Annotated in this window: 20 protein-coding genes; 6 read left to right on the forward strand and 14 right to left on the reverse strand. The window is 73.0% G+C overall.

What is annotated here, in order from left to right:
• Positions 1-213 precede the first annotated feature (213 nt).
• From ACIQ9E_RS24840 to ACIQ9E_RS24865, 6 genes are all read left to right on the forward strand, one after another.
• Complete coding sequence (locus ACIQ9E_RS24840) at positions 214-585, forward strand: STAS domain-containing protein (protein WP_403710483.1); 372 nt, start codon at positions 214-216, stop codon at positions 583-585.
• 171 nt (positions 586-756) lie between these two features.
• Complete coding sequence (locus tag ACIQ9E_RS24845; protein ID WP_403710485.1) at positions 757-1,305, forward strand: ATP-binding protein; 549 nt, start codon at positions 757-759, stop codon at positions 1,303-1,305.
• A 260-nt stretch (positions 1,306-1,565) separates the two neighbouring features.
• Positions 1,566-2,285, forward strand: a complete 720-nt coding sequence (locus tag ACIQ9E_RS24850; protein ID WP_403710623.1) for a peptidase — start codon at positions 1,566-1,568, stop codon at positions 2,283-2,285.
• Between the two features lie 3 nt (positions 2,286-2,288).
• On the forward strand, positions 2,289-3,116 hold the full coding sequence (locus ACIQ9E_RS24855; protein ID WP_403710487.1) for a hypothetical protein: 828 nt from the start codon (positions 2,289-2,291) through the stop codon (positions 3,114-3,116).
• Complete coding sequence (locus ACIQ9E_RS24860) at positions 3,113-4,153, forward strand: neocarzinostatin apoprotein domain-containing protein (protein ID WP_403710489.1); 1,041 nt, start codon at positions 3,113-3,115, stop codon at positions 4,151-4,153. The genes ACIQ9E_RS24855 and ACIQ9E_RS24860 overlap by 4 nt, the downstream gene beginning before the upstream one ends.
• Positions 4,154-4,191: 38 nt before the next feature.
• Complete coding sequence (locus tag ACIQ9E_RS24865) at positions 4,192-5,475, forward strand: hypothetical protein (protein WP_403710625.1); 1,284 nt, start codon at positions 4,192-4,194, stop codon at positions 5,473-5,475.
• Positions 5,476-5,488: 13 nt separating this feature from the next.
• Here the strand turns inward: ACIQ9E_RS24865 and ACIQ9E_RS24870 are convergent, their stop codons facing one another.
• From ACIQ9E_RS24870 to ACIQ9E_RS24935, 14 genes are all read right to left on the reverse strand, one after another.
• Entirely contained in the window at positions 5,489-6,001 is a 513-nt protein-coding gene (locus ACIQ9E_RS24870) for a beta-carotene isomerase domain-containing protein (RefSeq protein ID WP_403710491.1), read from the reverse strand.
• Positions 6,002-6,158: 157 nt separating this feature from the next.
• The gene (locus ACIQ9E_RS24875) at positions 6,159-6,746 is read right to left on the reverse strand and encodes a GNAT family N-acetyltransferase (protein ID WP_403710493.1); all 588 of its coding nucleotides are present in this window, start codon (positions 6,744-6,746) and stop codon (positions 6,159-6,161) included.
• Complete coding sequence (locus ACIQ9E_RS24880; protein ID WP_403710495.1) at positions 6,743-7,024, reverse strand: acyl carrier protein; 282 nt, start codon at positions 7,022-7,024, stop codon at positions 6,743-6,745. Before ACIQ9E_RS24880 ends, ACIQ9E_RS24875 begins: the two co-directional genes overlap by 4 nt.
• Positions 7,014-8,546: an AMP-binding protein gene (locus ACIQ9E_RS24885; protein WP_403710497.1), complete on the reverse strand. Its 1,533-nt coding sequence runs from the start codon at positions 8,544-8,546 to the stop codon at positions 7,014-7,016. Before ACIQ9E_RS24885 ends, ACIQ9E_RS24880 begins: the two co-directional genes overlap by 11 nt.
• A complete protein-coding gene (locus ACIQ9E_RS24890) occupies positions 8,543-10,549 on the reverse strand; it encodes a class I tRNA ligase family protein (RefSeq protein ID WP_403710499.1) in 2,007 nt (668 codons plus the stop codon). Before ACIQ9E_RS24890 ends, ACIQ9E_RS24885 begins: the two co-directional genes overlap by 4 nt.
• Positions 10,546-11,634 (reverse strand): NAD(P)/FAD-dependent oxidoreductase, encoded by a 1,089-nt coding sequence (locus ACIQ9E_RS24895; protein ID WP_403710627.1) that lies wholly within the window; start codon positions 11,632-11,634, stop codon positions 10,546-10,548. Before ACIQ9E_RS24895 ends, ACIQ9E_RS24890 begins: the two co-directional genes overlap by 4 nt.
• Before the next feature lie 77 nt (positions 11,635-11,711).
• Positions 11,712-13,031: a lysine N(6)-hydroxylase/L-ornithine N(5)-oxygenase family protein gene (locus tag ACIQ9E_RS24900; protein WP_403710501.1), complete on the reverse strand. Its 1,320-nt coding sequence runs from the start codon at positions 13,029-13,031 to the stop codon at positions 11,712-11,714.
• A complete protein-coding gene (locus ACIQ9E_RS24905) occupies positions 13,021-14,376 on the reverse strand; it encodes a saccharopine dehydrogenase C-terminal domain-containing protein (protein ID WP_403710503.1) in 1,356 nt (451 codons plus the stop codon). The genes ACIQ9E_RS24900 and ACIQ9E_RS24905 overlap by 11 nt, the downstream gene beginning before the upstream one ends.
• Entirely contained in the window at positions 14,366-15,463 is a 1,098-nt protein-coding gene (locus tag ACIQ9E_RS24910; protein WP_403710505.1) for a saccharopine dehydrogenase, read from the reverse strand. Before ACIQ9E_RS24910 ends, ACIQ9E_RS24905 begins: the two co-directional genes overlap by 11 nt.
• 160 nt (positions 15,464-15,623) lie before the next feature.
• Positions 15,624-16,826 carry an acyl-CoA dehydrogenase family protein gene (locus ACIQ9E_RS24915; RefSeq protein WP_403710507.1) on the reverse strand — a complete coding sequence of 401 codons (1,203 nt, stop codon included), beginning with the start codon at positions 16,824-16,826 and terminating at the stop codon, positions 15,624-15,626.
• Positions 16,823-18,709: an FAD/NAD(P)-binding protein gene (locus tag ACIQ9E_RS24920; protein ID WP_403710509.1), complete on the reverse strand. Its 1,887-nt coding sequence runs from the start codon at positions 18,707-18,709 to the stop codon at positions 16,823-16,825. The genes ACIQ9E_RS24915 and ACIQ9E_RS24920 overlap by 4 nt, the downstream gene beginning before the upstream one ends.
• Positions 18,710-18,786: 77 nt before the next feature.
• On the reverse strand, positions 18,787-19,032 hold the full coding sequence (locus ACIQ9E_RS24925) for an acyl carrier protein (protein ID WP_403710511.1): 246 nt from the start codon (positions 19,030-19,032) through the stop codon (positions 18,787-18,789).
• 258 nt (positions 19,033-19,290) lie between these two features.
• A complete protein-coding gene (locus tag ACIQ9E_RS24930; protein WP_403710513.1) occupies positions 19,291-20,463 on the reverse strand; it encodes a 2Fe-2S iron-sulfur cluster-binding protein in 1,173 nt (390 codons plus the stop codon).
• A gap of 64 nt (positions 20,464-20,527) precedes the next feature.
• Entirely contained in the window at positions 20,528-22,024 is a 1,497-nt protein-coding gene (locus tag ACIQ9E_RS24935) for a phytoene desaturase family protein (protein WP_403710515.1), read from the reverse strand.
• Positions 22,025-22,100 lie beyond the last annotated feature (76 nt).

The following is a 22,100-nucleotide window of genomic DNA, read 5'->3' on the forward strand; positions in this document are numbered from 1 at the left end:
AGTGCGAGCTGCGGTGAGCGGCGCCTCCAATGCCGGTCGTGGGACGGTCTCGTAGCGTTGTCCTTACAAGCCCTACCCGGTTATCCCGGGTAGATGCAAATGTTAATTGAGGCTTATGTCTGTTTTGTTGAGCTTTCTGGGGGGTGCCGCATGGCTGGGGCGCGCCGATAAGGCGTAAGGTTCGGGGCACATCACAGGCGCGAAGGGGCGTACATGGACCGCGGTACCGCCATGGGCGGCGTCAGTCAGGGCCGCCTCCGGGTCGAGGTCAGGACCGAGGGCCGCAGCGCGGTCATCGCACCGGCCGGTGAGCTGGATCACCATACGGCCGAACTGCTCCGAGTCCCGCTGGACGAGGCACTCGCCGAAGGGCGTTCCCGGCTCGTCCTCGACTGCTCTCAGCTCGCATTCTGCGATTCCACCGGACTGAACGTCCTGCTGACCGCCCGGCTCAAAGCCGAGGCCGCCGGCGGCGGGGTCCATCTGGCCGCGATGCAACCGGTGGTGGCCCGGGTGCTGGAGATCACCGGGGCGGGTGCGGTCTTCACCCTCCACGAGACCGTCGACGCGGCCCTCGGCCGCTGAGCAGCACCTCCCGCGCGATTCCGCAGGTTTTTCCTTCGACGGCACGGGTGAGTGTTGTCACTGATCCGCGGGGCAGAAGAGTTTCCACAGGTCCCGCACGGAGCGTGCACCGTCGGGCACTCTGATGTCCAGCAAGCAGGCGATCTGGTGATTGGGTGAGGTGAAGCGCCGATGAGCACCACCCGGCCGCAGCCGGGCGACCTCGGCCCCGAGCCGAGCGACGCCGGGGGGCGCAGCGCCCCCACCGCGCCGTACGACACCGCGGCACCGTACGGGGAGCGCCGCCCGGCGCCGCACGAGGCCGCCCGCCCCGTGCGCAGGGCGCGGCGGCTGGCGCTGGCCGGCGCCGCCGGGATCGTGCCGCTCGCCCGCGACTTCACCCGCCAGGCGCTCTACGACTGGGGCTGGCTGCCCGCCGCCTCCGCCGACCGCCGGGCCGCCGCCGAAGACGTACTCCTCGTCGTCTCCGAACTCGTCACCAACGCCTGCCTGCACGCGGACGGCCCCGACGAACTGCGGGTCGCCTGCGACGGCAAGGTGCTGCGCCTGGAGGTCTCCGACGGGGGCGCGGGCCAGCCGGCCCCCCGCACCCCGCACCGGGCCGGCCGCCCCGGCGGCCACGGCATGTTCATCGTCCAGCGGCTCTGCCTCGACTGGGGCGTGGTCCGCACCCCGGGCGCCCCCGGCAAGACGGTCTGGGCCGAACTGGCCATGCCCTAGACCGCGTTCCCGGTTTCTGGCTCAACTCCGCCGGTGCCGCGGCCGCCGAAGCGCTGGAGCGTCTGGTCGAGGGCCTGTTGGCGCGGAACGGGGGCTGAGCGCACGCGGCCAGGCCGCTCCCTCGCCTACGGGCGGCTGCGCGGCCGCCCCCGGGGCCGGTTGCTGCCGCCGCATGGCGGCGTCTTTGGAGAGCGCGTCAACAAGACGCGCTCTGTGTCTTCCTTCCATCGGGTGCCCGGCGTACCTTGACCGGCGATCTGATGTTCCGTCAGTTCTGGTGGAAGGGGCACGAGGTGACGTACCGGACACGAGCCGCTCTCGCGGTCGCCGCGGTCGCGGGGCCGGTGGTGCTGTTTGCCGCCCCCGCCGCACGGGCCGCCGTCGTCGATGTGAACTACCGCTGCGCAACACCCATCGGCGTCAAGAGCGCGGTCTCGCCCGTCGGCATCACGGCCGAGAAGAGCGGCAGCGGCTACCGGATCACCATGTCCTTCGAGAAGGGCGTCTCGTCCAGCCCCATCGAACTCGGCAAGGGCGCCATGAACCCGAGCGCCCGGCTCATCGTCGGCGGGGCCGGGTCCGGGCAGGTCGCCGTCAAGGGTGTGCCCAATCCGCAGGCGGTGCCCGCCAACTCGCCCATCACCATCGGCAGGCTCACCGGGACCTGGACTCCGACGAAGAGCGGCAAGGTCACCTTCACCGCCGGGGAGCTGACCATCACGGCCCTCGGCACCAAGACGCTCTGCAAACCCACCAACAACCCCGGGCCCGCGCTGGAACTCGATGTGACGGCGGCCGGTGGGGGAGGGGAGCAGGACAGTGCGTCCGGCGGTGCTGCGGCAGGCGGTGGTGAACTGCCCAGGACCGGGCCCCTCGACTCCGCCGCCGCCCTCGCCACCCTCGGCGGAACCGTCGTCCTCAGCGGTGCCGCCGGAGTCCTCTGGCTGACCCGCCGCGGCGCCCGGCGCCCCGCCGCCTGAACCATGGCGGCCCGTCTGCGCACCGCCGCCCTGGCGGTCCTGCTGCCGGGTCTCCTCGGCCCGCCCGCCCAGGCCGCTCCCGGCTGGACCCTGGCGCCCGCGCCCGGCGCCGGACGGCCGTACGTCTACGCGGAGGGCGCGCCCGGCGCCGTACTGGAGGACCGGCTGACCCTGGCCAACCCCGGTGCCGCACCCCTGACCGTCCGGCTCGGGACCGGCGCCTGGGTGGCGCTCGCCGCGACCACCGTCACCGTGCCCCCGCGCACCCGCGCCGACATCCCCCTGACGGTCACCGTCCCGCCCGGCACACCCCCCGGTGAACGCACCACGGCCGTCACGGCCACCGCGACCGGACCCGCCGGGCGCACCGCCGCCGTCCGGCTCCACCTCCGGATCACCGGCCCCGCCGTCGCCGCGCTCTCCGTCGAAGACGTCAGCACCGAAGGCCCCACCGTCCGCTACACCCTCGTCAACCGCGGCAACACCGTCCTGCGGCCCCGGGTGGAGCTGTCCGCCGACGGCCTCCTCGGCACCGCCCACCGCCGCACCGCCCGCACCACCCCCGCCGAACTCCTCCCCGGCCACCGGGCCACCCGCACCGAGACCTGGGGCGGACGCCCCTTCCTGGACGCCGTCTCCGTCCGGGTCACCGCAGTCGATCTCAACGAGGACATCGGCATCCGCGCCGAAGCCACCGCGTCCACCACCACCTTCGTATCCCGGCCCGCGACGGCCGCCGCCCTCACCGGCACGGTCGTCCTTCTCTTCGCCGGGATACGCCGCCTGCGCCGATCCCGCACCCGCCCGCGAGCGACGGAGGCGAACCCGTGACCCCGAGAGTGAAGGACTTCTGCCGCACCCTGTCGGCCTTGCCGGCCCTGCTCGCCCTGCTGGTCGCCGCAGCCGTCGCCGCCGCGCCCGCCGCCGCCCAGGAGAAACCAGCGGTCACGCTCTCCGCACCCCGCGCCGCCCAGGGCACCGAACTCACCGTCAGCGGCACCGGCTGGCGGCCCGCGACCCTGCTCACCCTGCTGGTCTGCGGCCAGAACATGATCGGCGGTACCAACTCCTGCGCCAACGCCGCAGGCCGGGCCGTCACCACCGACGCCCGCGGCGCCTTCAGCCTCCGGCTCACCGCCGCCGCACCACCGAAACCCTGCCCCTGCGTCGTCCACGTGGCCGCGGCCACCGGTGAACGGGCCACCGCCGACGCCGAACTGGCGATCACCGGACACCCGACCGCCCCGCTGCCGGAACCGGCCGGCACCGGGCGCCTCGCCGTCCTGGCGACCACCCGCCTCGAAGGGGACTCGGGCATCCTGGTGTTCTTCGGCGCCCCGCCGTCGCGGCGGCTCGTCTTCACCGTCGGCAATCTGGGCACCACCCCCGTCAAGGACCCCGTCTTCGACCTCGGCACCTCCCACGGCGTCTACGCACCGCAGTGGGAGGAGCGGCAGTGGCGCGGCACGATCCCGCCCGGCGGGAAAGCACTCGTCGAACTGCCCGTCGAACTCGCCGCCGGCGCCCACGGCGACTACGAGGTCTCCGTCCGCTACGGCGGCAAGGTGATCGCCGGGCAGCCGTGGGCGGTCGGACGGCCGTGGGGCGTCACGCTCTTCTGGGTGCTGCTCGCGGTCGTCGTCCCCGTGGCCCTGTTCCGTACGGGAATGGCGGTCGTCGACCGGTTCCGCCCGGCCGCCCCCGCCGCACGTGGTCCCGGCCGCCACCGGGCCGCCGCTTCGGCCCTGTTCCGCCGCGGGCGCCCGGCCGCCGCTGCTGCCGATGAACCGGTACCCGGCGCCCTGCCGTGGTTCACCCCCGACTCCGCACCGTCCAGTACCCGACCCACGACGAAGGGACCATCGTGAGCAGGCGACGGAGGACGAGCGCGGCCGCGGTCGCGCTGATGCTCGGCGGCGCGGGGCTCGTGCTCACCGCCGGACCCGCCGGGGCCGCCGAGGCGGCGTACGCCACGGAGTGCATCCCGCCCGCGATCTCGGGGCTGCCACCGGTACGGGGCACCACCAAGGCGCTGATCACCGCGCCCGCGGAGGCGAAGGTCGGAGACGAGGTGGAGATCGTCTGGAAGACCGTCCAGGCCGCGTCCAAGAACCCCGACGTCCTCGACCTCGGCAAGGACACCGTCAAACCCAGCGGCACGATCACACTCGGCGGAGCGGCCACCGGCACGCTGAACGTGGAAGGGCCCCGGCAGAACCCGGCGATCCCGAAGAATAGCCCCATGGTGCTCTCCGATATGAAGGCGAAACTGACGCTCCGGACGGCCGGGGAACTGACCCTGACCCCCGACAAGTACACGATCAACGTCAACCGGCCCATCTCCACGGACACCCAGTGCGCCCCGAAGGAGGCGGTGCCGGTCGCGGCGAGGATCAGAGTGACGGAGGGCGGTACGACGTCCGGTTCCGGGGGTACGACGTCCGGTTCCGGAGGTACGACCGCATCCGGCGGGACCACGACGAGCGGCGGTACGACGAGCGGGACCACGACGAGCGGCGGCAGCACCGGCGGCGGCGCCGGGCCCGTCGACTTCCCCGGGAAGACCGTCCGGACCACCTACACCTGTACGCCCCCGGGCCCGGCGAGCATCCAGGCCCCGATCACCGTCAGCGCCCGCAAACAGGCCGGTGGCTACGCGCTCACCGTCAGGACCGGCGACTCCGTGATGAACAGCCCGGCCCCGCTGCCCGCGGGCGCCATGAAGGGGTCCATGGCCGTCGTCGTCCAAGGTGCCGACCAGGGGACCGTCACCGTCGTCGGAGAGCCCAACAAGGCGCCCGTCCAGGCGGGGAAGCCCGTCGGCATCGGTGAGCTGAAGGGTATGTACCAACCGGGGGCCACCGGCAGGTCCACCCTCAGCCCCGGCAAGCTGACCATCGACGTCACCCTCGGCGGCCAGAAGATCGTCATCCCCTGCACGGTCAAGGGCACCGCCGCCGTCTCCCTGGAACTGTCCACGCAGCAGCAGGACGGCGGCACCACCGGGGGCGGCGCCGACGGGCCCACCAGCAGCGGCGGGCCCACCACGAGCGGCGGCGGGCTCGCCGATACCGGCGGCGGCGACCACGGCACCCTGCGCGCCCTCGCCCTCGTCGCCGGGTCCGTGGTCCTGCTGGGCGGCGCGGTCTTCGCCTTCACCCCCTGGGCGAGGCTCCGCGGCCGCCGCTGAACGGTGCCGCCGTTCACGCCTCCGGGGCCCGGCGCTCCGGAGGCGTGTACGGGGTGAAGGTGACCTCGCAGGTCGCGGCCTTCACATCGGGCACCAGCGTCAGCGGGACGAACACCTTCTCGGTGAAGTACTTCTCCGTCGGGACCTTGCAGAGCCGGTGGCACATCCTGGGCGACGTACTCGTCAGGAAGGTGCAGCTGGTGATCCGCATCCGGTCCGGGCCCGTCCGCTCCATGGGTCCCACCAGCCAGCGGAACAGATGCGGTGTCAGCAGTGACAGGATCCGGGTCCCGGTCCGCGGGAAGCGCCGGGCGAACCGGCCCATCGCGGCGACCGTGCGGGGCCCGCCCATGAAGTCGATGTACGAGGCCTCGACGACCCGGTTCAGCTCCTCGCCGTCGCGGAAGGTCCGCTCCTCGTACTCCGAGGAGTCGACGAAGGCGTCCCAGCCGGTCAGCGGGGACTCGTAGCCGAGGTTCCGGGCGCGGAGCCTGTTGAACTTCTTCAGAAGCAGGGAGTCGAACACGAGGGGGACGCCTCCTCGGAGGTCGGGGCCGGTCGTACGGCGTACGGCCGGTGACTGTCGTGCTGTTCCGCGCTGTTCCGTACAGTTCCGTGCAGTTCCGTGCTGTGCCATGCAGGCCGGTGCCGGTGACCGGTGCCCCTGTCGGCACCGGCCCGGGTCAGTCCGCCGCGGTGAGCCGTTCCTTCACAGCCGGCCACTCCGCCTTCAGAATGCTGTAGTACACCGCGTCCCGTCGCCGCCCGCCCGGCATGTAGTTGAAGGAACGCAGCACGCCCTCCTCCGTCGCGCCGATGTTCACGAGTCCGCGCCGGGCCTGCTCGTTGAGGACGTCGGTCTTGAACTCGACGCGCTCCGCGCCGAGCCGTTCGAAGGCGTGCTCCAGGAGCAGGCACTTCACGTGCCGGTTGACGCCCTTGCCGCGGAAGTCGCGGCCCAGCCACGACCAGCCGATCTCCAGCCGGGCGTCCGCCTCGGCCAGATTGCCGTAGCACATGCTGCCCGCGATCCGGCCCGACTCCTTGTCGGTGACGACGAACACGATCCGGCGCCCGGCCGCGGTATCGGCGAGCGCGCTGTCGAAGAAGACCTTGAAATCGTTGTCGTCGTGGACGGCGGCCACGAAGTACCGCCAGATGGCGGGGTCCATCGCGACTGCCCGGACGCCCTCGCGGTCGTCCTCGGTCACGGGATGGAGACGTACGTGCGCGTTCTCCAGAACGGCCGGCGCCTGTTCCGCCCAGCTCATGCCTGTGGATTCCCCTCGGTCGAGTGTCGGGCCAGTGCTTCGGTGACGTGTCGCAGCGTGTGCATCCCTTCCAGGTCGTCCTCGGTGAAGTGGGCGAGGTCGACGCCGGTAGCGTCGCACAGCTCGGTCAGGAAGAGGACCTTGTTGAGCGACGTCAGTGCGTAGGAGCCGACCAGATCGGCGTCGAGGTCGAGGGCCGCGGGGGCCGGGGGCCGCAGCAGTACGGCACAGAGCTGCTCCCGGGCCGTGGTTTCGAGCGACGCGAGGTCAACGGGCATGGATTCCCTCCGAGGGGTCGTGGACGGCGGCGTGGTAGGCGTCGAGGATCCGCGCACGTCTCGGCTTGTACTGCGAGGTGAGCAGGCCGTTGCCGATGGAGAACGGCTCGTCGGCGACGACCGCCCGGCTGATCCGCTCGTCGGCGGCGAGCCGGGCGTTCGTCCGCTCCAGATGTGCGGAGATCGCGGTCCGGTCGGCGGGGACCGCGGCCGGGGAGACCACGGCGACCAGTTCGGTCTGGCCGGGGCAGAACACCACGCATTCGGCGACCGCGGGATCGGCCCGCAGGGCCTCCTCCACCGGCCGGACCACGACCTTCTTCCCGTTGTCGAGGACGATGACGTCGTCGGCGCGGCCCTGGATGTACAGGAAGCCGTCCTCGTCGACCCGGCCCAGATCACCGGTGCGGACGATACCGCCGGGGCGGAACATCTTCTCCGAGTCGCCGGGGGCGGCATAGGCGTAGTGGTCGTTGACGGGGTGGTCGCTGCGGACGGAGACGACACCGTCGGGCCCGATCAGCACCTCCTTGCCGGGCAGCACCCGCCCGACGCTGCCCTCCCGGTGGGCCCCCGGGTGGTTCTTGGTGACGATGCAGGTCTCGTTGAGCCCGTACCCCTCGTAGATCGGCAGTCCGGCTTCGGTGAGGAAGCGCAGCATGCCGGGCGATGCGGGCGCCGAACCCGTCCACAGATAGCGGATCCGGTCACCGAACACGGCCCGGCCCGCGTCCCGCAGCTCCTGTCCGCCGGTGGCGCCGGAGCGCCGGAGCCGGTTCTCCATCTGGCGTTTCGCGGTCTCGAAGAACGCGGGCACGCCCATCACCACCGTCGGCCGCACCCGGCGCAGCGCCGCGAACGCCGCCTCGTAGGTGGAGACGGTGACATCGTGCCCGTACAGCAGCGCCGAGTAGACCCAGTACCGCTGCTGGAGCAGGGAGAGCGGCAGAAAGACGAAGAGGTCGTCCCCGGGGCCGTGCCGGAAGATCTGCTGTACGGCCCGGAGGGAGCTGTCGACGCTGCCCGCGGTGGCCCCGAGGCCCTTGGGCTCGCCGGTGCTGCCGGAGGTGAACTTGACGGTCGTGACGGACTTCGGCTCCCAGGCGGCGGGCGGCAGCGGGCCGCCGTCGCCGGGCCCGGCCGCAGCGGCGCTGACCTCGTCCGTCGATACGGTCCCGGGCAGGCCCGCGGCCTCGGGCCGGTCGGTGAACAGCAGCCGCAGGCCGTACCGTGCGACGAGTCCACCGGGGGTGAACTTGCCGGGTTCGAAACCCGCGGTCTCCGCCCCGATCCGCAGCGCCGCCAGATCGAGCAGCACCCATTCGGGGCCGTTGGCGGCGAGGATCCCGATCCGGTCGCCGGGCCGTACCCCGTGGTCGAGGAGGAGCCGGGCGACCAGCCCGGAGCGGCGGTACAGCTCGGTGAGGGGGAGCCGCTCCGTACGGGTCAGCCGGGCGAAGGCGATCCGCCCGCCGCGGTCCGGGGGGCCGGAGACGATCCGCCCCAGGGTCCCCTCCGTCATCGGTCACCCTCCCCGGCCGCCGCGGCGGGGTGGAAGAACACGGTGTCCGCGAGACGGATCTCCGCTCCCGGCGGGACGAGTTCGACGGTCGTGGGCCAGTCGGCGGGCTCCGGCAGCCCCAGGGCAGCGGCCAGTTTCGCGCCGAAGCGGGGCATGACGGGTACGGCGGTATGCGCCAGCAGCCGGGCCGCGGCCAGTTCCAGGGCGATCGCGGTACGGGACTCGGAGCGCCACGCGTCGTCGTGCGCGGTCGGGGACTCCTGCCGGGAGAAGCGGCGGGTGTCCTCGACGATCCCGTCGAGTTCGGCGGCCGCCCGGTTGAGGGAGAAGCCGTCGGAGCGCAGGGCGCCGGTGACGGCGGCGAGCCGGCCGCCGAGCCGGGCCAGGAACGCGGAGTGCTCCGGCGTCCAGGTCCCGGCGTCGGGCGCGCTGCCGCCGTACTCCTTCGCGATCCGCTCCCCGAGTCCGCCCAGCCACCGCTGCCAGCCGCCGATCAGGGTGGTGTCGACGGTCCGCTCGAAGGCGGCGCGCCGGAAGTCGGTGCGCTCCTCCTCCGGCCGGGTGCGGGCGAGGAAGTAGCGGACGGCGTCGACGGATTCGGGGGTGAGGATCTCCTTGCCCCAGATCGCGTGCCGCCGGCTGGTGGAGAACTTGGCGCCCTCCAGCAGATAGAACTCGTTGACGTGGTAGTCGATATCGGGCCGCCAGCCGGGGTGGGCGAGCCGGTAGAGCACCGGGTACAGCACCGCGTGGTAGAAGCTGTTGTCGTAGCCGAAAAAGTGGACGATCTTCCAGTCGCCGTCGGGTGCGGCGGCCCGCCACTCCCGGCCGACGCGGTTGCCCAGGGCCTCGATGCCGTGCAGGAATCCGTAACTCATCTCCGGCCAGACCCAGATGACCTGCCCGTCGGTGCCGGTGCCGTTCTCGGCCGGGGGTACGCCCCAGTCGGCGGGGTGGCTGACGGGGACGTCCAGCGACGGCCGGGCGAACAGCCGGGCCGCCAGCTCCCGGAGCCGGGCCGGGACCCGGCCCGCGCGATGGTGTTCGGCGACCTCGGGGCCGAACTCGTGCAGCGGAAGCGACCAGCGGGCCTGCGGGCGGCGCAGCGGCTCCGCCTCCGACAGCGCGGAGCGCGGCGCGGTGAGGTCGGCGACGGTGTTGGGCTCGCCGCACTCCTCGCAGATATTGCCGCCGCTGCCCGCGCCGCAGCCGGGACAGCCGCCGCTGACGTCGACCTCGTACAGATAGCCCCCGGTGACGGCGTCGAAGAGGGCGTCCCGTTCGGCGACCGACACCCGGCCCGACGCGACCAGCCGGGAGAAGAAGTCCCGCAGCCCGTCGCGGTAGCCGGGCGCGGTGTCCGTGACCGTGTACTGGTCGGGGACGATGTCCATCAGGGCGAGCGTGCGGCGGATCTCGGCGCTGTAGTGGGCGGCGGTCTCGGCCGGGCTCTCGCCGCGGGCCCGCGCCGCGCCCACCACATAGCTCTGGTAGTCGTCGCTGCCGGTCAGATGCCAGGCGTCCGCGCCGTTCATCCGCTGGAACCGGACATAGGCGTCGGCGCCCAGATAGGGGCCGGAGAGGTGGCCGAGGTGGAGATCGCCGTTGGGGGTCGGCGGGGTGGAGAACACGAACACCGGCCGGTCCCCGAAGGCCGTCCGCCGCCGGTCGCCGGAGGAGGCGACGGCCCGGCGGGAGTCCCGCCAGTACTGGGTGAGGAAGACCAGGTCGGTGGAGCCGGTGTTGGTGAGGACATGGGTTTCGAAGGGTTCGAAGAGGGCGAGGACACCCGGTTCGGCGGGGTGGCGGCGGCCGTCGACGGTGAACTCGCCCCGGCCCGCGACGATCACGAAGAACTCGGTCTCGTCGTGCTGGTGGGCGGCCGACGACCGGCCGGGCGCCACCCGGCCCCAGCCCGCGCCGACCCCCAGTCCCTCGACACCGCTCATCCCGATGCCGAACGCCTCGTGCAGCACACTCTCGTCATAACGGCTGATGATCATGATGGCCCCTGGTTCCGGTTCCGGGAGAGGTCGGTGGTGCTCGGGGGGCGGCCCGCGGGCCGTTTCGTCAGCAGGCGTACGGTCTCCGCGGCGATCGCCGGGGCCAGCCGGTAGCCCGAGCCCCCGGCGGCCCCCGCGAACAGCAGGTTTCCGTCGCCGGTCAGCGGCCGGACCAGCGGTCCTCCGGCCGGGTTGTAGGCGTCGCAGAACACCCGGCCCGATACACAGCGGTCCGCGAGTCCGGGGGCGTACCGCCGCAGCACCGCGACGGCTTCGGCGCGGTGGACGGCGGACACCCCGGGGTCCACGGAGTCCGGGTCGACGTCCCACTCCCGGCAGGTGTAGCTGAACAGCCAGTGCCCGCGGTGCCGGTACGGCAGCAGGAACGCGTCCTCGTCGTGGAAGACGATCGCGCCGTCGTCCGGGGACGGCGGCAGTTCGAGATGGAGGGCGACGATCTTCTTCACCCGGATCCCGAGCGGTGCCAGCAGCTCCCGCCAGGCGGGGTGCGCCGTCCAGGGGCCGGGTGCCAGCACGGTACGGGCCGCGGTCAGCGTCCCGCCGGAGCCCAGGGTCAGTACGGTCCCCGCCGGGCCCGGGGCCGCACCGGTCACCCCCACCCCTTCGAGGAACCGGACCCGGGGCCGCAGTTCGGCGGCGACTGCCTGGGTGAGCGCGGGCACGTCCGCGTACTGGCAGCCCTCCCCGGTCCAGCAGGCCGACCCCTCCGGCACCGCGGTGAGCTGCGGCGGCAGCTCCCGGGCCGGCCGCAGACCGGCCTCCGGCAGATACGCCTCCCGCAGCTCGGCCTCCGCGCCGCGGGACGCGACCACCGTCATCGGCAGCGGGTGCACGGGCAGTCCGGGCCGGGCCGCGGCCAGCTCCGCCCAGTACCGCTGGCTCTCGGCGGCCATCGCCCGTACCGCCGGGGACGCGCCGCGCGGGAAGTGGAGGCCCGCCGAGCGGCGGGAGGCGCCCCCGGCGATCAGCTCCCGGTCCAGGACGGTCACCGAGGTGCCGGGCTCGGCGGCGATCAGCTCCCGGGCGATCAGGGTGCCGATCACCCCGGCGCCCACCACGGCCACATCCGTCGTACCCGCGGCCCCGGCGCCGTCCGTGCCGACAGCGGGCAGGGGCCGGGCGCCGGCCGCGCCGGGCCCGGTCACGACGCGCCCCCCGCGCGGGGGCCCGGTTTCGACGCCCATTCGATGAACGACGGCATCTGCTCATTGCCCGCCACCTTGCTCAGCCGGTCCGCGATCCGCCGGCTCCGCCAGGCGTTGAGACTGAGATTGGGGTCAGCGAGGCCGCGCTGGCCGCGCGCCGCGTTCTGGACGAAGATCCGCCGGTCCTCGGGGCCGTCCCAGTACACCGCGTAGTCCTCGTCGATCCGCAGTTCGTCGCCGTCGTGCTCCAGCCGGTCCGCGACCGGGGCGAGGAAGTCCATCGGGGTGGGCCGGAAACCGGTCGCCCAGATCACCACGTCCGCCTCGAACAGCTCGGTGGAGTCCGGATGGTCGTTGTGGCGGGCCGACACCTGCCAGCCCCCGTAGACCCCGGGGGCGACGTCGAGGACCTCGCGGCCCGGGTGCAGCCCGACCAGGTCGACATTGCCCTCGACGAAGCGGTGGAGGTAGACGCGCTGGTAGACATCGCGCAGCGTGCTCTCCGAAATACCGTCGCTGGTGAGGACGTGCCGTTCGTTGAAGGCGTGCCGGGTCTCCCGGTCCAGACCGTAGAAGTAGTCGGCGTAGGACGGCATGTAGTAGTCGTTGGTGAACGGCGAATCGTCGATGGGGAAGTAGTTGTTCCGGCGGGAGATCCACGAGACCCGGCGCGGCAGCTCCCCGGCGGGGCGCGAGACCAGATCGAGGAAGGCCTCCGCCCCGGACTGGCCGCCGCCGATCACCACGATCCGGCGGCCGGCGAGATCGCGGCCGGCCGTCGCGTAGTCGCTGACGTGGAAGTGGGTGGGGCCGAGGGCGCCGCGGGCCCGGGGCGGCACCCAGGCCCGGCTGCCGACCCCGATGACGATGTTGTCCGCGGTGACCGTCCGCCGGTCCGTGACGACCGTGAACACCCCGTCGAAGGACACCTCTTCGACGGACTCCCCGAATACGACATTGCCGTTGACCCGGCTCGCCCACTCCAGATAGTTGCGGAACTCGGAGCGCGGGACCGCGTCGAACTGCGCGTTGAGGAAGTGGTAGAGCCTGCCGTGTTCGTGGAGGTACGAGAGGAAGGAGTACGGGTTCCCCGGGTCGGCCAGGGTCACCAGGTCCTTGAAGAGGGAGACCTGGAGGGTGTTCCCGGGCAGCTGCTGCCCGTCGTGCCAGGTGAACCGCTTCTTGCGGTCGACGAAGAGGTGGTTCACCTCCGGGCGTCCGTGCAGCAGCGACGCCAGACTCAGATTCGCCGGTCCGGCGCCCACTCCCAGGCAGCGGTAGTGGGCCGGACCGGAGCGTATGGGCTCATGCGCCATGGGGGACCTCTCCTTCGGGCGGGGCACCGCGCTCGGTGCGGGACGCGGGACGTAGCGGATCGGCGGTGCCGCCGGGGAAGCCGGTGCCGGAGGCGTCCGGGGCGCCGGTCGCGGCGCGGGGACCGCCCGGGTCCGGGGAGCCAGGGCCGCCCGGGGCCGCGGACTCCTCCGCGGCCGCGGCCAGCCCGTGCCCGGCGAGCGCCGCCAGCCAGGCGGCGGCCTCCGCGGGTGTTTCCGCCGCCCGGTTCAGCCCCGGGCGCAGCGCCCCGTCCAGGACCCGGACCACCCCCAGCGCCAGCGGCAGCGACACACAGCGGGCCATGGCGCTCTCCGCCGCCGTCCCGGTCAGGTCCAGCAGCCGGGAGCCCCGCCACCGGGGCGTCCCGTCCGGGTCCGTGACGTCCAGCGCCACATGGAGCACCACCCGGTCCCGGTCCGCCTCCGTCGTCGGATACCGCTCCGCGAGCTGCTTCGCCAGCGCCCTGGTCCGGCCCTCGTCCCCGGCCCGTACCGTGGCGAACACCTCCGACCAGGCCGCCCGCCAGCCCGCGTTGCGCAGGGTGCCCCGGACGAAGCCGCCGAGCCGCCAGTGGTCCGGGAAGCCGTACTGGGCGGCGAACGGCTCGCTGTCGCGGTTCGGGTAGACCTCGAAGTCCTCCCCGGCCAGCGTCAGCGTGCGGGTGGCCAGCCACGGGTGCCGGGCCGTGCGCCAGGCGCCGTCCTCGGCGTAGTGCGCGGGGGTGCCGAGGGCGGCCAGCACCCCGTAGGGGGCCCAGCTGAAGCGGTAGCGGAAAGCGTTGGGCACGGCCGGGAGGCCGCCGCAGTACGAGGTGAAGACGGCGGTCGCCGCCCGGTCGCCCACCGCCCGCCGGGCCCGCTCGACCAGCTCGTGCGCCAGCAGATGGTCGATGCCAGGGTCGAGCCCCGCCTCGGTGAGCACCACAAGACCCTGTCCGGCGCCCGCCGCGGCGCCCCGGTCCAGTTCGGGCGAGGTGTAGCTGGTGCAGGCGAAATGGGCGCCGCGTCCGGCCGCGAGGTCCAGCAGCGCCGGGTGCTCGGCCGCGGGCAGCATCGACACCACCACATCGCCCGGCCCCACGGCGGCCGCCAGGGCGCCCGGTTCGAGCCCGCGGGCCCCGGCCCGGCCGGTGAGCCCGAGGGCGGCGAGCCGGCGGGCGGCCCGGTCGGCCGTACGGTCCCACAGCACCACCCGCCGGGCCCGCCCGCAGAGCAGCCCGAGCCCGCTGCGGCCGGTGGAGAGACCGGTCCCCACCCAGTGGACGACACCGCTCGCGGGGGCGGGCCGCGGGGCTTCGGGGGTACGGCTGCGTGGTTCACGGTTCACGGGATTCCTCCTCAACACGGGCGGCGAGTACGGCCTCGGTGAACCGGCGCAGCGTGCGCGACCAGGCCGGGCAGTCCGGGGCGCGGCCCCAGGCCCCGGGCCCCGGCAGGTTCAGCAGCTGCGGCCAGAGATCCGCCGAGAAACCGCGGCTCGCCTCGGCGGGCAGCAGCGACGGCAGATTGTCGATGGCGATCAGGTCCAGCGGCGGGGGCCCGCCGCGCAGCCGCCGCACCGGCCGCTCCCACGAGGTGACGGAGTCGTACACCGGCAGGACATTGCACTCCGAGCCCGCGTCGCAGGTGACGTCCGAGAGCACCGAGAGCCGCCGGCCCGGGGCGTCCAGATCCGCCGGGGTCAGAAACGGTGTCACCGGGCGCGTCACCAGCACCGTGTTCACCAGCAGACCGTGGCGCAGCAGCGCCGCCCGGTCCAGATCGCGGGTCTCGGCCAGATCCCAGCGGACCGGGGTCAGCCCGGCGGTCTCCAGCGCATCGCAGGCGCCCCGTCCGCTGCGGCCCAGCGCCCCGATCACCAGCGCCTCGTCCCCGCCGGCCTCCTCCGGCAGCCCGGCCCGCAGCAGCCCGTCCAGCTCGACCCGGTCCATGGTCCGCAGCGGCGTCTTCAGCGCCCCGCGCCGGTGGAGCACCGCGAGCGCGGCCCCGGCATAGCCCGCCCAGTAGCCGAAGGCCGCCACCCGGCGCCCCTCGTCGTCGGTGAGGTACTCCAGGTCGAGGAGGGCGCCGCCGCCCGCGGTGAACCGGCCGAGGAGGGCCCGGGCGCCGGGCTGTCCCTTGTAGGCGTGGCCGAAGAAGATATGCCGGTGGCGCAGCGCGTACGGTTCGTCGGGCAGCTCCTTCAGCCCGAGGACGTAGGTGTCGCCGGGCGCCGCCGGCCAGCTTCCGGCGGGCGCCGTCTCGCAGCCCGCCCGGACGTACTCGCCGAGTTCGACGGCGCGCTGCGGCGACTCCTCCACGGTGATCCGCACACCCCGGGCCACCAACTGCGCGGCGTCGGCGGGCACCAGCGGGGTCCGGCACTCGGTGGGGCGGGTCTCGTGGCGCAGCCACAACCCGGGCAGACTCGGCATCAGTGCTGCTCCTCGCCGGTCCTGGCCGCATCGGCCGGGCTGCACGGGCTGCCCGCCCGGCACGGGGTGCACGCGGTGAACGCGGTGAACAACGTCGTCTCCTTCGCATCGGTGGATGTCCCCGGCGGCGGTCCGGTCCAGGGGTTCCGGTGCCGGGCCGTCAGCCCGCCAGTGCGGCCCGCCGGTTGTCGAGGGCGTCGGCGACGGCCAGCCGCAGCACATCGTTGGCGCCCTCGTAGATGCGCAACGAGCGGATCTGCCGGTAGAGGCGCTCGGGTACGCCGTCTTTGACGACCCCGGCGGCGCCGAAGAGCTGGACCGCCTCGTCCACGACCCGCTGCGCGGTCTCGGTGGCGTGCACCTTGGCGATGCCCGCGTGCCGTCCGAAGCCGGGACTGCCGCGGTCGCACTCCCAGGCGGCCCGCGCCACCAGCAGGGCGGCCGCGTTCAGCCCGATCTCCATATCGGCGAGCCGGGCCTTGACCAGCTGGAGGTCGTACAGGGTGCCGCCGTAGGCCCGGCGGCCGCGGGTCCTGGCGAGTGCCGCGTCGGCGGCCCGGCGGCCGAAACCGCAGGCGGCCGCGCCGACCGTGATCCGGAACCGGTCCAGCAGTCCGACGGCGACCACGAAGCCCCGGCCGGGCCGGCCGAGGACGGCGTCCGCGGGCAGCCGGCAGTGTTCGAAGACGAGATGGCCGAAGGAGCGCGGGGCGATCGCGTCCAGTTTCTGCCCGACGCGCACCCCGGGCGTTCCGGCGGGCACCAGGAAGGCGGTCAGCCCCAGCGGGCCCGGTCCCTCGCCGGTGCGGGCGATCACCACGTACAGTCCGGCGATCGTGGCGTGCGCGATCCACGCCTTGTGGCCGTCGAGGACCCAGTCGCCGCCGCCGGTGCGCCGGGCGGCGAGCGCGACCGCCGCGAGATCCGATCCGGCGTCGTGTTCGGAGACCGCGAAGGCGCCGATCAGGGAGCCGTCCGCCATCGCGGGCAGAAACCGCTTCTGCTGTTCGGGGGTGCCGTGCCGGATGAGCGGGGTCGCGGCCAGGGACTGGATGGAGTAGGCGAAGTCCGCCAGATCCTCGGCATAGGCGAGGGCCTCCCGGGCCAGGCAGAGCGCCCGGATGTCGGCGGGCAGCCCGGACGGGGCGGCGGCCGGGTCGAGTCCGGAGAGCCAGCCGTCCTCGCCGAGCACCCCGACCAGCCGCCGCCCGGCCTCGTCCGGGTCCGTCCGGCGGACGGTGTCCCACAGCTCGCGGTAGCTGTCGCACCAGACGCCGATCTCCCGGGCCAGGCGCCGGTGCCCGTCGTCGTAGAAGGGGAGGTCGAGGAGTTCGGGATCGAAGCTGGTGACCGTGTCCGTCATAGCCCCAGCACCGCCCTGGCCACCGCGTCCGCGTCCTCCAGGATCACCGAGCCGACACCGGGCCTGATCCCGGCCGCCGTGGCCCAGTGGACGTTCTCCGTCGGCACCCCGAAGGCGAACCGGCGCGGATGGGGCACCCCCGCCGCGTCCACCACCCGGTAGGGACGGGGGGTGACCTCCAGACCACCGGTCCGGTACCCCTCGCCGCCGGGTTCCGGATCCGGTATCCGGTACGGGCGGCACTGGCCGGCCGCCAGCATCCGGCGCAGCAGCGGATCGGTGCTGCGCCGCACATCGGGGTCGGGGATCCGGGCCTCCACCAGGGTGGTGGCCCGGACTTGGGAGCCGGGGACCGCGTCGGAGCCGAAGAGGAATCCGGCCCCGGCGGGGTCCCGGCGGACCCGGGTGCGGGGGCCGACGACGGTGAGCAGCCCGCAGTCGACCAGGGCCGCCATCTCCTCGGCCCGCGACGGCGGCGGGCCGATGGAGAGATAGGCGTTGAGGGGGGTGAACCAGCGGACGACCTCGTCGCGGTAGGAGGTGCCGGTGATGCCCGCGTGGTCGATCGCGAGCCGTACCTCGTTGCGCAGATCGCGCAGTACGTCGAGGGCGGCCTTCAGCGGGTCGTCGAGGTTGCCGCCGCGGGCGTGCCGGACGTCCTCGCGGAGGTGGGCGGCGAGCCACCGGTTGAACTTCCCGGGGTCGGTGAAGACCCGGCGGCCCCAGGGGCGTTCGACCCGCTCCCATTTCCATTCGTCCTGGGCCCGGACCCCGTAGCGGCGCAGGACGGCGGTCCGGCCGGCGGCGGGCGCGGCCAGATACTCGGCGAGGAAGCGGTCGGCGGTGGGTGCGTCGGCCCACTGGGCGACCAGCGCCCGGTGGTAGACGGTGGCGACCTCCGCGGACAGCAGCGGCCAGACGTCCCGCCGGAAGGTCGCCCCGGGGCGGGCCCGGATCCGGCGGACCGCGTCCAGGGTGAGGAACAGCGGTTCGTGCCGGCCCGCCGCGCCCTTCTGGTTCTCTCCGCGGGACTGGTACGGCACTCCGCGCCGGGATCCCGCGTACAGCACGGGCTCATGACCCGACGGCAGGTACTGGAGGCCGCCCTCGGCGGCGGGGGAGGGGACGTACTTGCCTCCGCGGCCCTCCGTCAGCAGGGCCATCAGGTCGAAGAAGGCCAGACCGAGGCCGCGCAGGGCGACCCGCTCCCCGGACTCGACGGCCTCCAGGGCGGCTTCGAGGTCGGCGGGGTTGGCGGGCGGGTGGTAGCGCAGCCCGTGCTCCCGGGCGTACGCGGCCAGCTCCCGCTCCTCGCCGGAGAGTTCCGCCGGGCCGTGGCCGAGGGTGAGCACCACGGCGTCGAGGCCGGTGATCCGGGTGCCGTCGTCGAGGCTGAGGCTCTGGCCGCCGGTGTCCTCGTCGAGGGCGACGGCGGTGGCCCGGTGGACGGTGACGGTGAGCCCGGCCGGGGCTTCGGCCACCAGCCGGCCGAAGACCCACTCCAGATAGCGGCCGTAGCGGGCGCGGGAGGGGTAGTCGTCCGGTCCGAGGGGCTCGGGCTCCGCCCATGCGGCCCGGGGGCCCGGGGCGTCCGCGGTGCCGGGCCGCCGGAGCCAGTCGTACAGGCTGGGCCCCGGCCGTACCGGCCCCGCGCACGGCACGCTGTCGTCGGTGAACTGGCTGACCTGGGAGGTCACCGTGTTCATCAGCAGATGCGGTGACTGCCGGGTCCGCCAGGTCCGCCCCGGCCCCGGCGGGTACGGGTCGACGATATGGACCGCAAGGGGCCGCCCCTGGGGGTGGTTGGCGCACAGCCGCTCGAACACCGCGAGGCCGCGCGGACCGAGGCCCACGACACAGATCGCGCCCGCCTGCTCCGGCATCGTCGTCTCTCCTTCGTCCGTCCGGTCCCGTCGATTCCCGTTGTTTCCTGTTGCTTGGCGTTTCTTCTGCGCTTTCCCTATCCGGCCGAGCGGCGCGCGGCCTCCGCCACGAATTCCCCGAAGGTCAGGCCGGGCAGAGTCTCCATCTCCTCGTCGGAGAAGGCGATGCCCTGGTTGTCGAGTTGCATCACCAGCTCCGCGACGGAGAGGGATTCCAGTTCGAGTCCACCGTCGCCGAGCGGGGTTTCATCGGTGATCGAAGCCACCTCGAAATGCATGTCGCGCAGTGCGTCGACAATGACTTTGCGCAGTTCAGAGGACATGAAAAGCCTCCTGTTCGAAGTTTTTTGCACAGCGGGAAGCTACCGTTGAAATCCCTGCGAAGGGCGCGAAAGGGAATCCTTGAAGGGGGGTGGTTCATTCCCTGGATTCAACGATCCGGCCAGAAGTCAAGCAAAGCATGTTTCCGCGGGGGCGCCAAGAGGTATGCGGTTGTTTTTGGGTTTTATGGCTTTATGTTTCCGGTGGCGCGTTTCCTCGGTTTCTCGTGCTTCTCGGGTGTTCCGGGCGTCCCGGGAAACTCAGAAGTCGAGTTCCACGTCGTCCAGGGGATAGGCGACGCAGGCGTGCGCGTATCCGAAGCGGCGGTCCGAGCCGCGCAGCCGGGCCTCCTCGGCGTGGAAGACCTCGCCCGAGCAGACCTTGACCCGGCAGAGCGCGCATTCGCCCGAACGGCACGACGCCCGCGGGCGCAGCCCGTTGTCCTCCAGGGAGTCCAGCAGCGGCCGCCCGCGCGGCACTTCGAAGCTGCGGCCCCGGACGGTGACGGTGACCGTGCCCGCCGGATCGGCCTCCGCGGGCCAGTGCGGGTCCGCCGGCGGCGGCAGGGCGACGCTGTTGGCCTCCAGTCTGATCCGGCGGCGGGGCTGCCCCAGCGAGCGGAGCTGTTCGACGAGACGGGCGTACCGGCCCGGCGGACCGCAGAGATAGGTCATCCGGCCGTTCAGCGGGCCGGCCAGTTCGTCGATCAGGGCGGCGTCCAGCGGCCCGACGGCCCCTGTCCACCCGGGCTCCGGTTCCGAGACGACATGGTGGACCGTCAGTACGTCGGGGCGCTCCCGCGCGATCCGGTCCAGCTCCTCGCGGAAGATCACGTCGTCCGCCCGCTTCGAGCCGTACACCAGCGTCATCCGGCGGTTCAGCCCGCGGTCGAGGACGTCACGGATCATGCTCATCGCCGGGGCCACCCCGGAGCCGCCCGCCAGGAAGACCAGATCGTCGCCGTGGAACAGGGGGTCGTGGAAGAAGGTCCCGATGGGTCCGTCGCTGGTGAACTCCGTGCCGGGGGCGGTGGTGTCGAGCAGGTGGTTGCTGACCAGACCGCCCCGCAGCCTCCGCACGGTCAGGTCGTAGTGGTCCCGTTCGGCGGGCGAGGAGGAGATGGAGAACGCCCGGCTGGTGACCAGCTCCCCGATCCGTACCGTCAGGCTGATGTACTGCCCGGCCAGAAAGGCCGGCAGGGGGCCGCCGCCGGAGGCCCGCAGTCGCAGGGTCTTCGCCGTCGCGGTCTCGTCGACGACCTCGGACACGGTCAGCGCGAGCCCCGTCGGATGGTAGGCGGCGGCCTCGGCCCAGGCGTCGTCCGGATGGTGTACGGCCGCGCTCTCGGCGGCCGCGGCCCGCCGTTCGATCTCCTCGACGACTTCGTCGGCCCCGTCGAAGAGCCGGGCCAGTGGATTGACGGACGGTGGCATCAGTGGACCTCGTTCCCGGAGCCGGACAGTACGGATGAGACGGAGGAGGGGGCAGGGCGGCGGTTCAGAGGACGGCCAGCAGCCGGCGGCACATCCGGGCCGCGGTCACGATGGTCGAGTTGTAGCCCCCGGCGGTGACCCAGTTGCTGACCAGCACCACCCCGGGGACATTGGGCTTGATGTCGTCGTCGTGGAACAGCCAGCTGTCGGTGACGTCCTGGTCGAAGCCGTAGATCGCGCCCCCGGGCTGGCTCAGATAGCGCTTCATGGTGACGGGGGTGGCGATCTCGGCCTCCTCGATCACGTCCCGTACCCCGGGCGCGACCGTTTTGAGCAGCTCCAGCATGGATTCGGCATAGGTGTACTTGGCCCGCTGGTAGTCGGCGACGGGCACGGCGTCCCAGGGGTCCGTGTACTGGAGGGTGATCAGGTTGAGCTGGGTGGCGCCCGGCGGCGCGCCCCCGTTCGGTTTGACGTCGTAGCAGCTCGCCAGGATGAACGGCGCCGGGTCCAGGGAGCGCATCCCCCGGGCCACGGTCTCCTCCGACAGATCGGTGTGGACGAAGTTCGCGGCGGTGGTGAAACCCAGCTCGGCGGCGGGCGCGTCCAGCCCCAGATAGAGCGCGGTCGCCGAGACGCCCATCCGCCGCGACCCCAGATCGCGCAGGACGGCCGGGGGGACGTCCGCCGGGTCCAGCAGCCGGGTGTAGGTGGTGGTGGCGGGCGCGTTGGAGACCACGACCTTGCAGGACATGGTCTCACCGTCCGCCAGCCGTACCCCGGCCGCCCGGCCGCCGCGGGTGACGATCCGCTCCACGGCCGTATCGAACCGGACCGTTCCGCCCGCTTCGGTGAAGGACTCCAGCATCGCGTACGACAGTGCCTGGCTGCCGCCGGCGACCTGGTACGGCTTGGTCTCCACGAACAGCGCCAGGATCCGGGAGAAGTCCATGAACGACATCCGGGACGGGAGCTGCCCGTTGTACGACCAGTACGAGGCCAGGACGAACTTCAGCCGCTCGTCGGTGAAGAACTCGTCCAGGACTTCCCGGAACGTGCGCAGCCCGTGCCGGCGGACCTGCGGCATTCCGGTCAACCGTTCGATCTCCGCGTCGATCCGGTGGAGGTTGCCGCGGGCGGTGAGCTGCCACAGTCCGACGTCCCGGACCAGCTCCAGAAAGGCCGTCAGCGCCGCGCGCTGCCCCGGATAGTGGCTGTCGAGCACCTCCGTGATGCCCTGCCAGTCGGCGGGCAGTGTCACGTCCAGCACCCCGGGCACCACGGTCCGGTACAGCTGGTCGTCCTCGATGAACTCCACCCGCCGGGTCACGTCCATCTCGTCCAGCACCTGCCGCAGCGGCGCGGGCCCGCCCATCCCGCCGAGCTGGTGCAGCGACACCTCGAACTCGAAACGCCCCCGGACGAAGGTGGTGGCGGCCCCGCCCGGCACATTGTGGCGCTCCAGCAGCAGTGTCCGCTGCCCGCCGCGCTGGAGGGTGGCGGCGGCGGACAGGCCCGCGTTCCCCGCCCCGATCACGATCACGTCGTAGTCGACGCTCATTGCAGAGTCTCCTTCCGGACGCCCGGAGTTCGGGCCGCGGGGCGGGACGGGGGGAGCCCCGGCCCGCCGCCGCGGT

The organism is Streptomyces sp. NPDC094448 (assembly GCF_044763775.1).
In the GTDB taxonomy this organism is placed as follows: domain Bacteria; phylum Actinomycetota; class Actinomycetes; order Streptomycetales; family Streptomycetaceae; genus Streptomyces.

Excerpts from the sequence above, each read along its gene's own strand:
- ACIQ9E_RS24840 (WP_403710483.1), top strand. The coding sequence starts at position 214 with ATGGACCGCGGTACCGCCATGGGCGGCGTCAGTCAGGGCCGCCTCCGG.
- ACIQ9E_RS24910 (WP_403710505.1), bottom strand. The coding sequence starts at position 15,463 with ATGCCGAGTCTGCCCGGGTTGTGGCTGCGCCACGAGACCCGCCCCACC.
- ACIQ9E_RS24935 (WP_403710515.1), bottom strand. The coding sequence starts at position 22,024 with ATGAGCGTCGACTACGACGTGATCGTGATCGGGGCGGGGAACGCGGGC.
- ACIQ9E_RS24900 (WP_403710501.1), bottom strand. The coding sequence starts at position 13,031 with ATGGCGCATGAGCCCATACGCTCCGGTCCGGCCCACTACCGCTGCCTG.
- ACIQ9E_RS24920 (WP_403710509.1), bottom strand. The coding sequence starts at position 18,709 with ATGCCGGAGCAGGCGGGCGCGATCTGTGTCGTGGGCCTCGGTCCGCGC.
- ACIQ9E_RS24915 (WP_403710507.1), bottom strand. The coding sequence starts at position 16,826 with ATGACGGACACGGTCACCAGCTTCGATCCCGAACTCCTCGACCTCCCC.
- ACIQ9E_RS24925 (WP_403710511.1), bottom strand. The coding sequence starts at position 19,032 with ATGTCCTCTGAACTGCGCAAAGTCATTGTCGACGCACTGCGCGACATG.
- ACIQ9E_RS24930 (WP_403710513.1), bottom strand. The coding sequence starts at position 20,463 with ATGCCACCGTCCGTCAATCCACTGGCCCGGCTCTTCGACGGGGCCGAC.
- ACIQ9E_RS24880 (WP_403710495.1), bottom strand. The coding sequence starts at position 7,024 with ATGCCCGTTGACCTCGCGTCGCTCGAAACCACGGCCCGGGAGCAGCTC.
- ACIQ9E_RS24865 (WP_403710625.1), top strand. The coding sequence starts at position 4,192 with ATGCTCGGCGGCGCGGGGCTCGTGCTCACCGCCGGACCCGCCGGGGCC.
- ACIQ9E_RS24890 (WP_403710499.1), bottom strand. The coding sequence starts at position 10,549 with ATGATCATCAGCCGTTATGACGAGAGTGTGCTGCACGAGGCGTTCGGC.
- ACIQ9E_RS24850 (WP_403710623.1), top strand. The coding sequence starts at position 1,566 with ATGTTCCGTCAGTTCTGGTGGAAGGGGCACGAGGTGACGTACCGGACA.
- ACIQ9E_RS24845 (WP_403710485.1), top strand. The coding sequence starts at position 757 with ATGAGCACCACCCGGCCGCAGCCGGGCGACCTCGGCCCCGAGCCGAGC.
- ACIQ9E_RS24875 (WP_403710493.1), bottom strand. The coding sequence starts at position 6,746 with ATGAGCTGGGCGGAACAGGCGCCGGCCGTTCTGGAGAACGCGCACGTA.
- ACIQ9E_RS24855 (WP_403710487.1), top strand. The coding sequence starts at position 2,289 with ATGGCGGCCCGTCTGCGCACCGCCGCCCTGGCGGTCCTGCTGCCGGGT.
- ACIQ9E_RS24885 (WP_403710497.1), bottom strand. The coding sequence starts at position 8,546 with ATGACGGAGGGGACCCTGGGGCGGATCGTCTCCGGCCCCCCGGACCGC.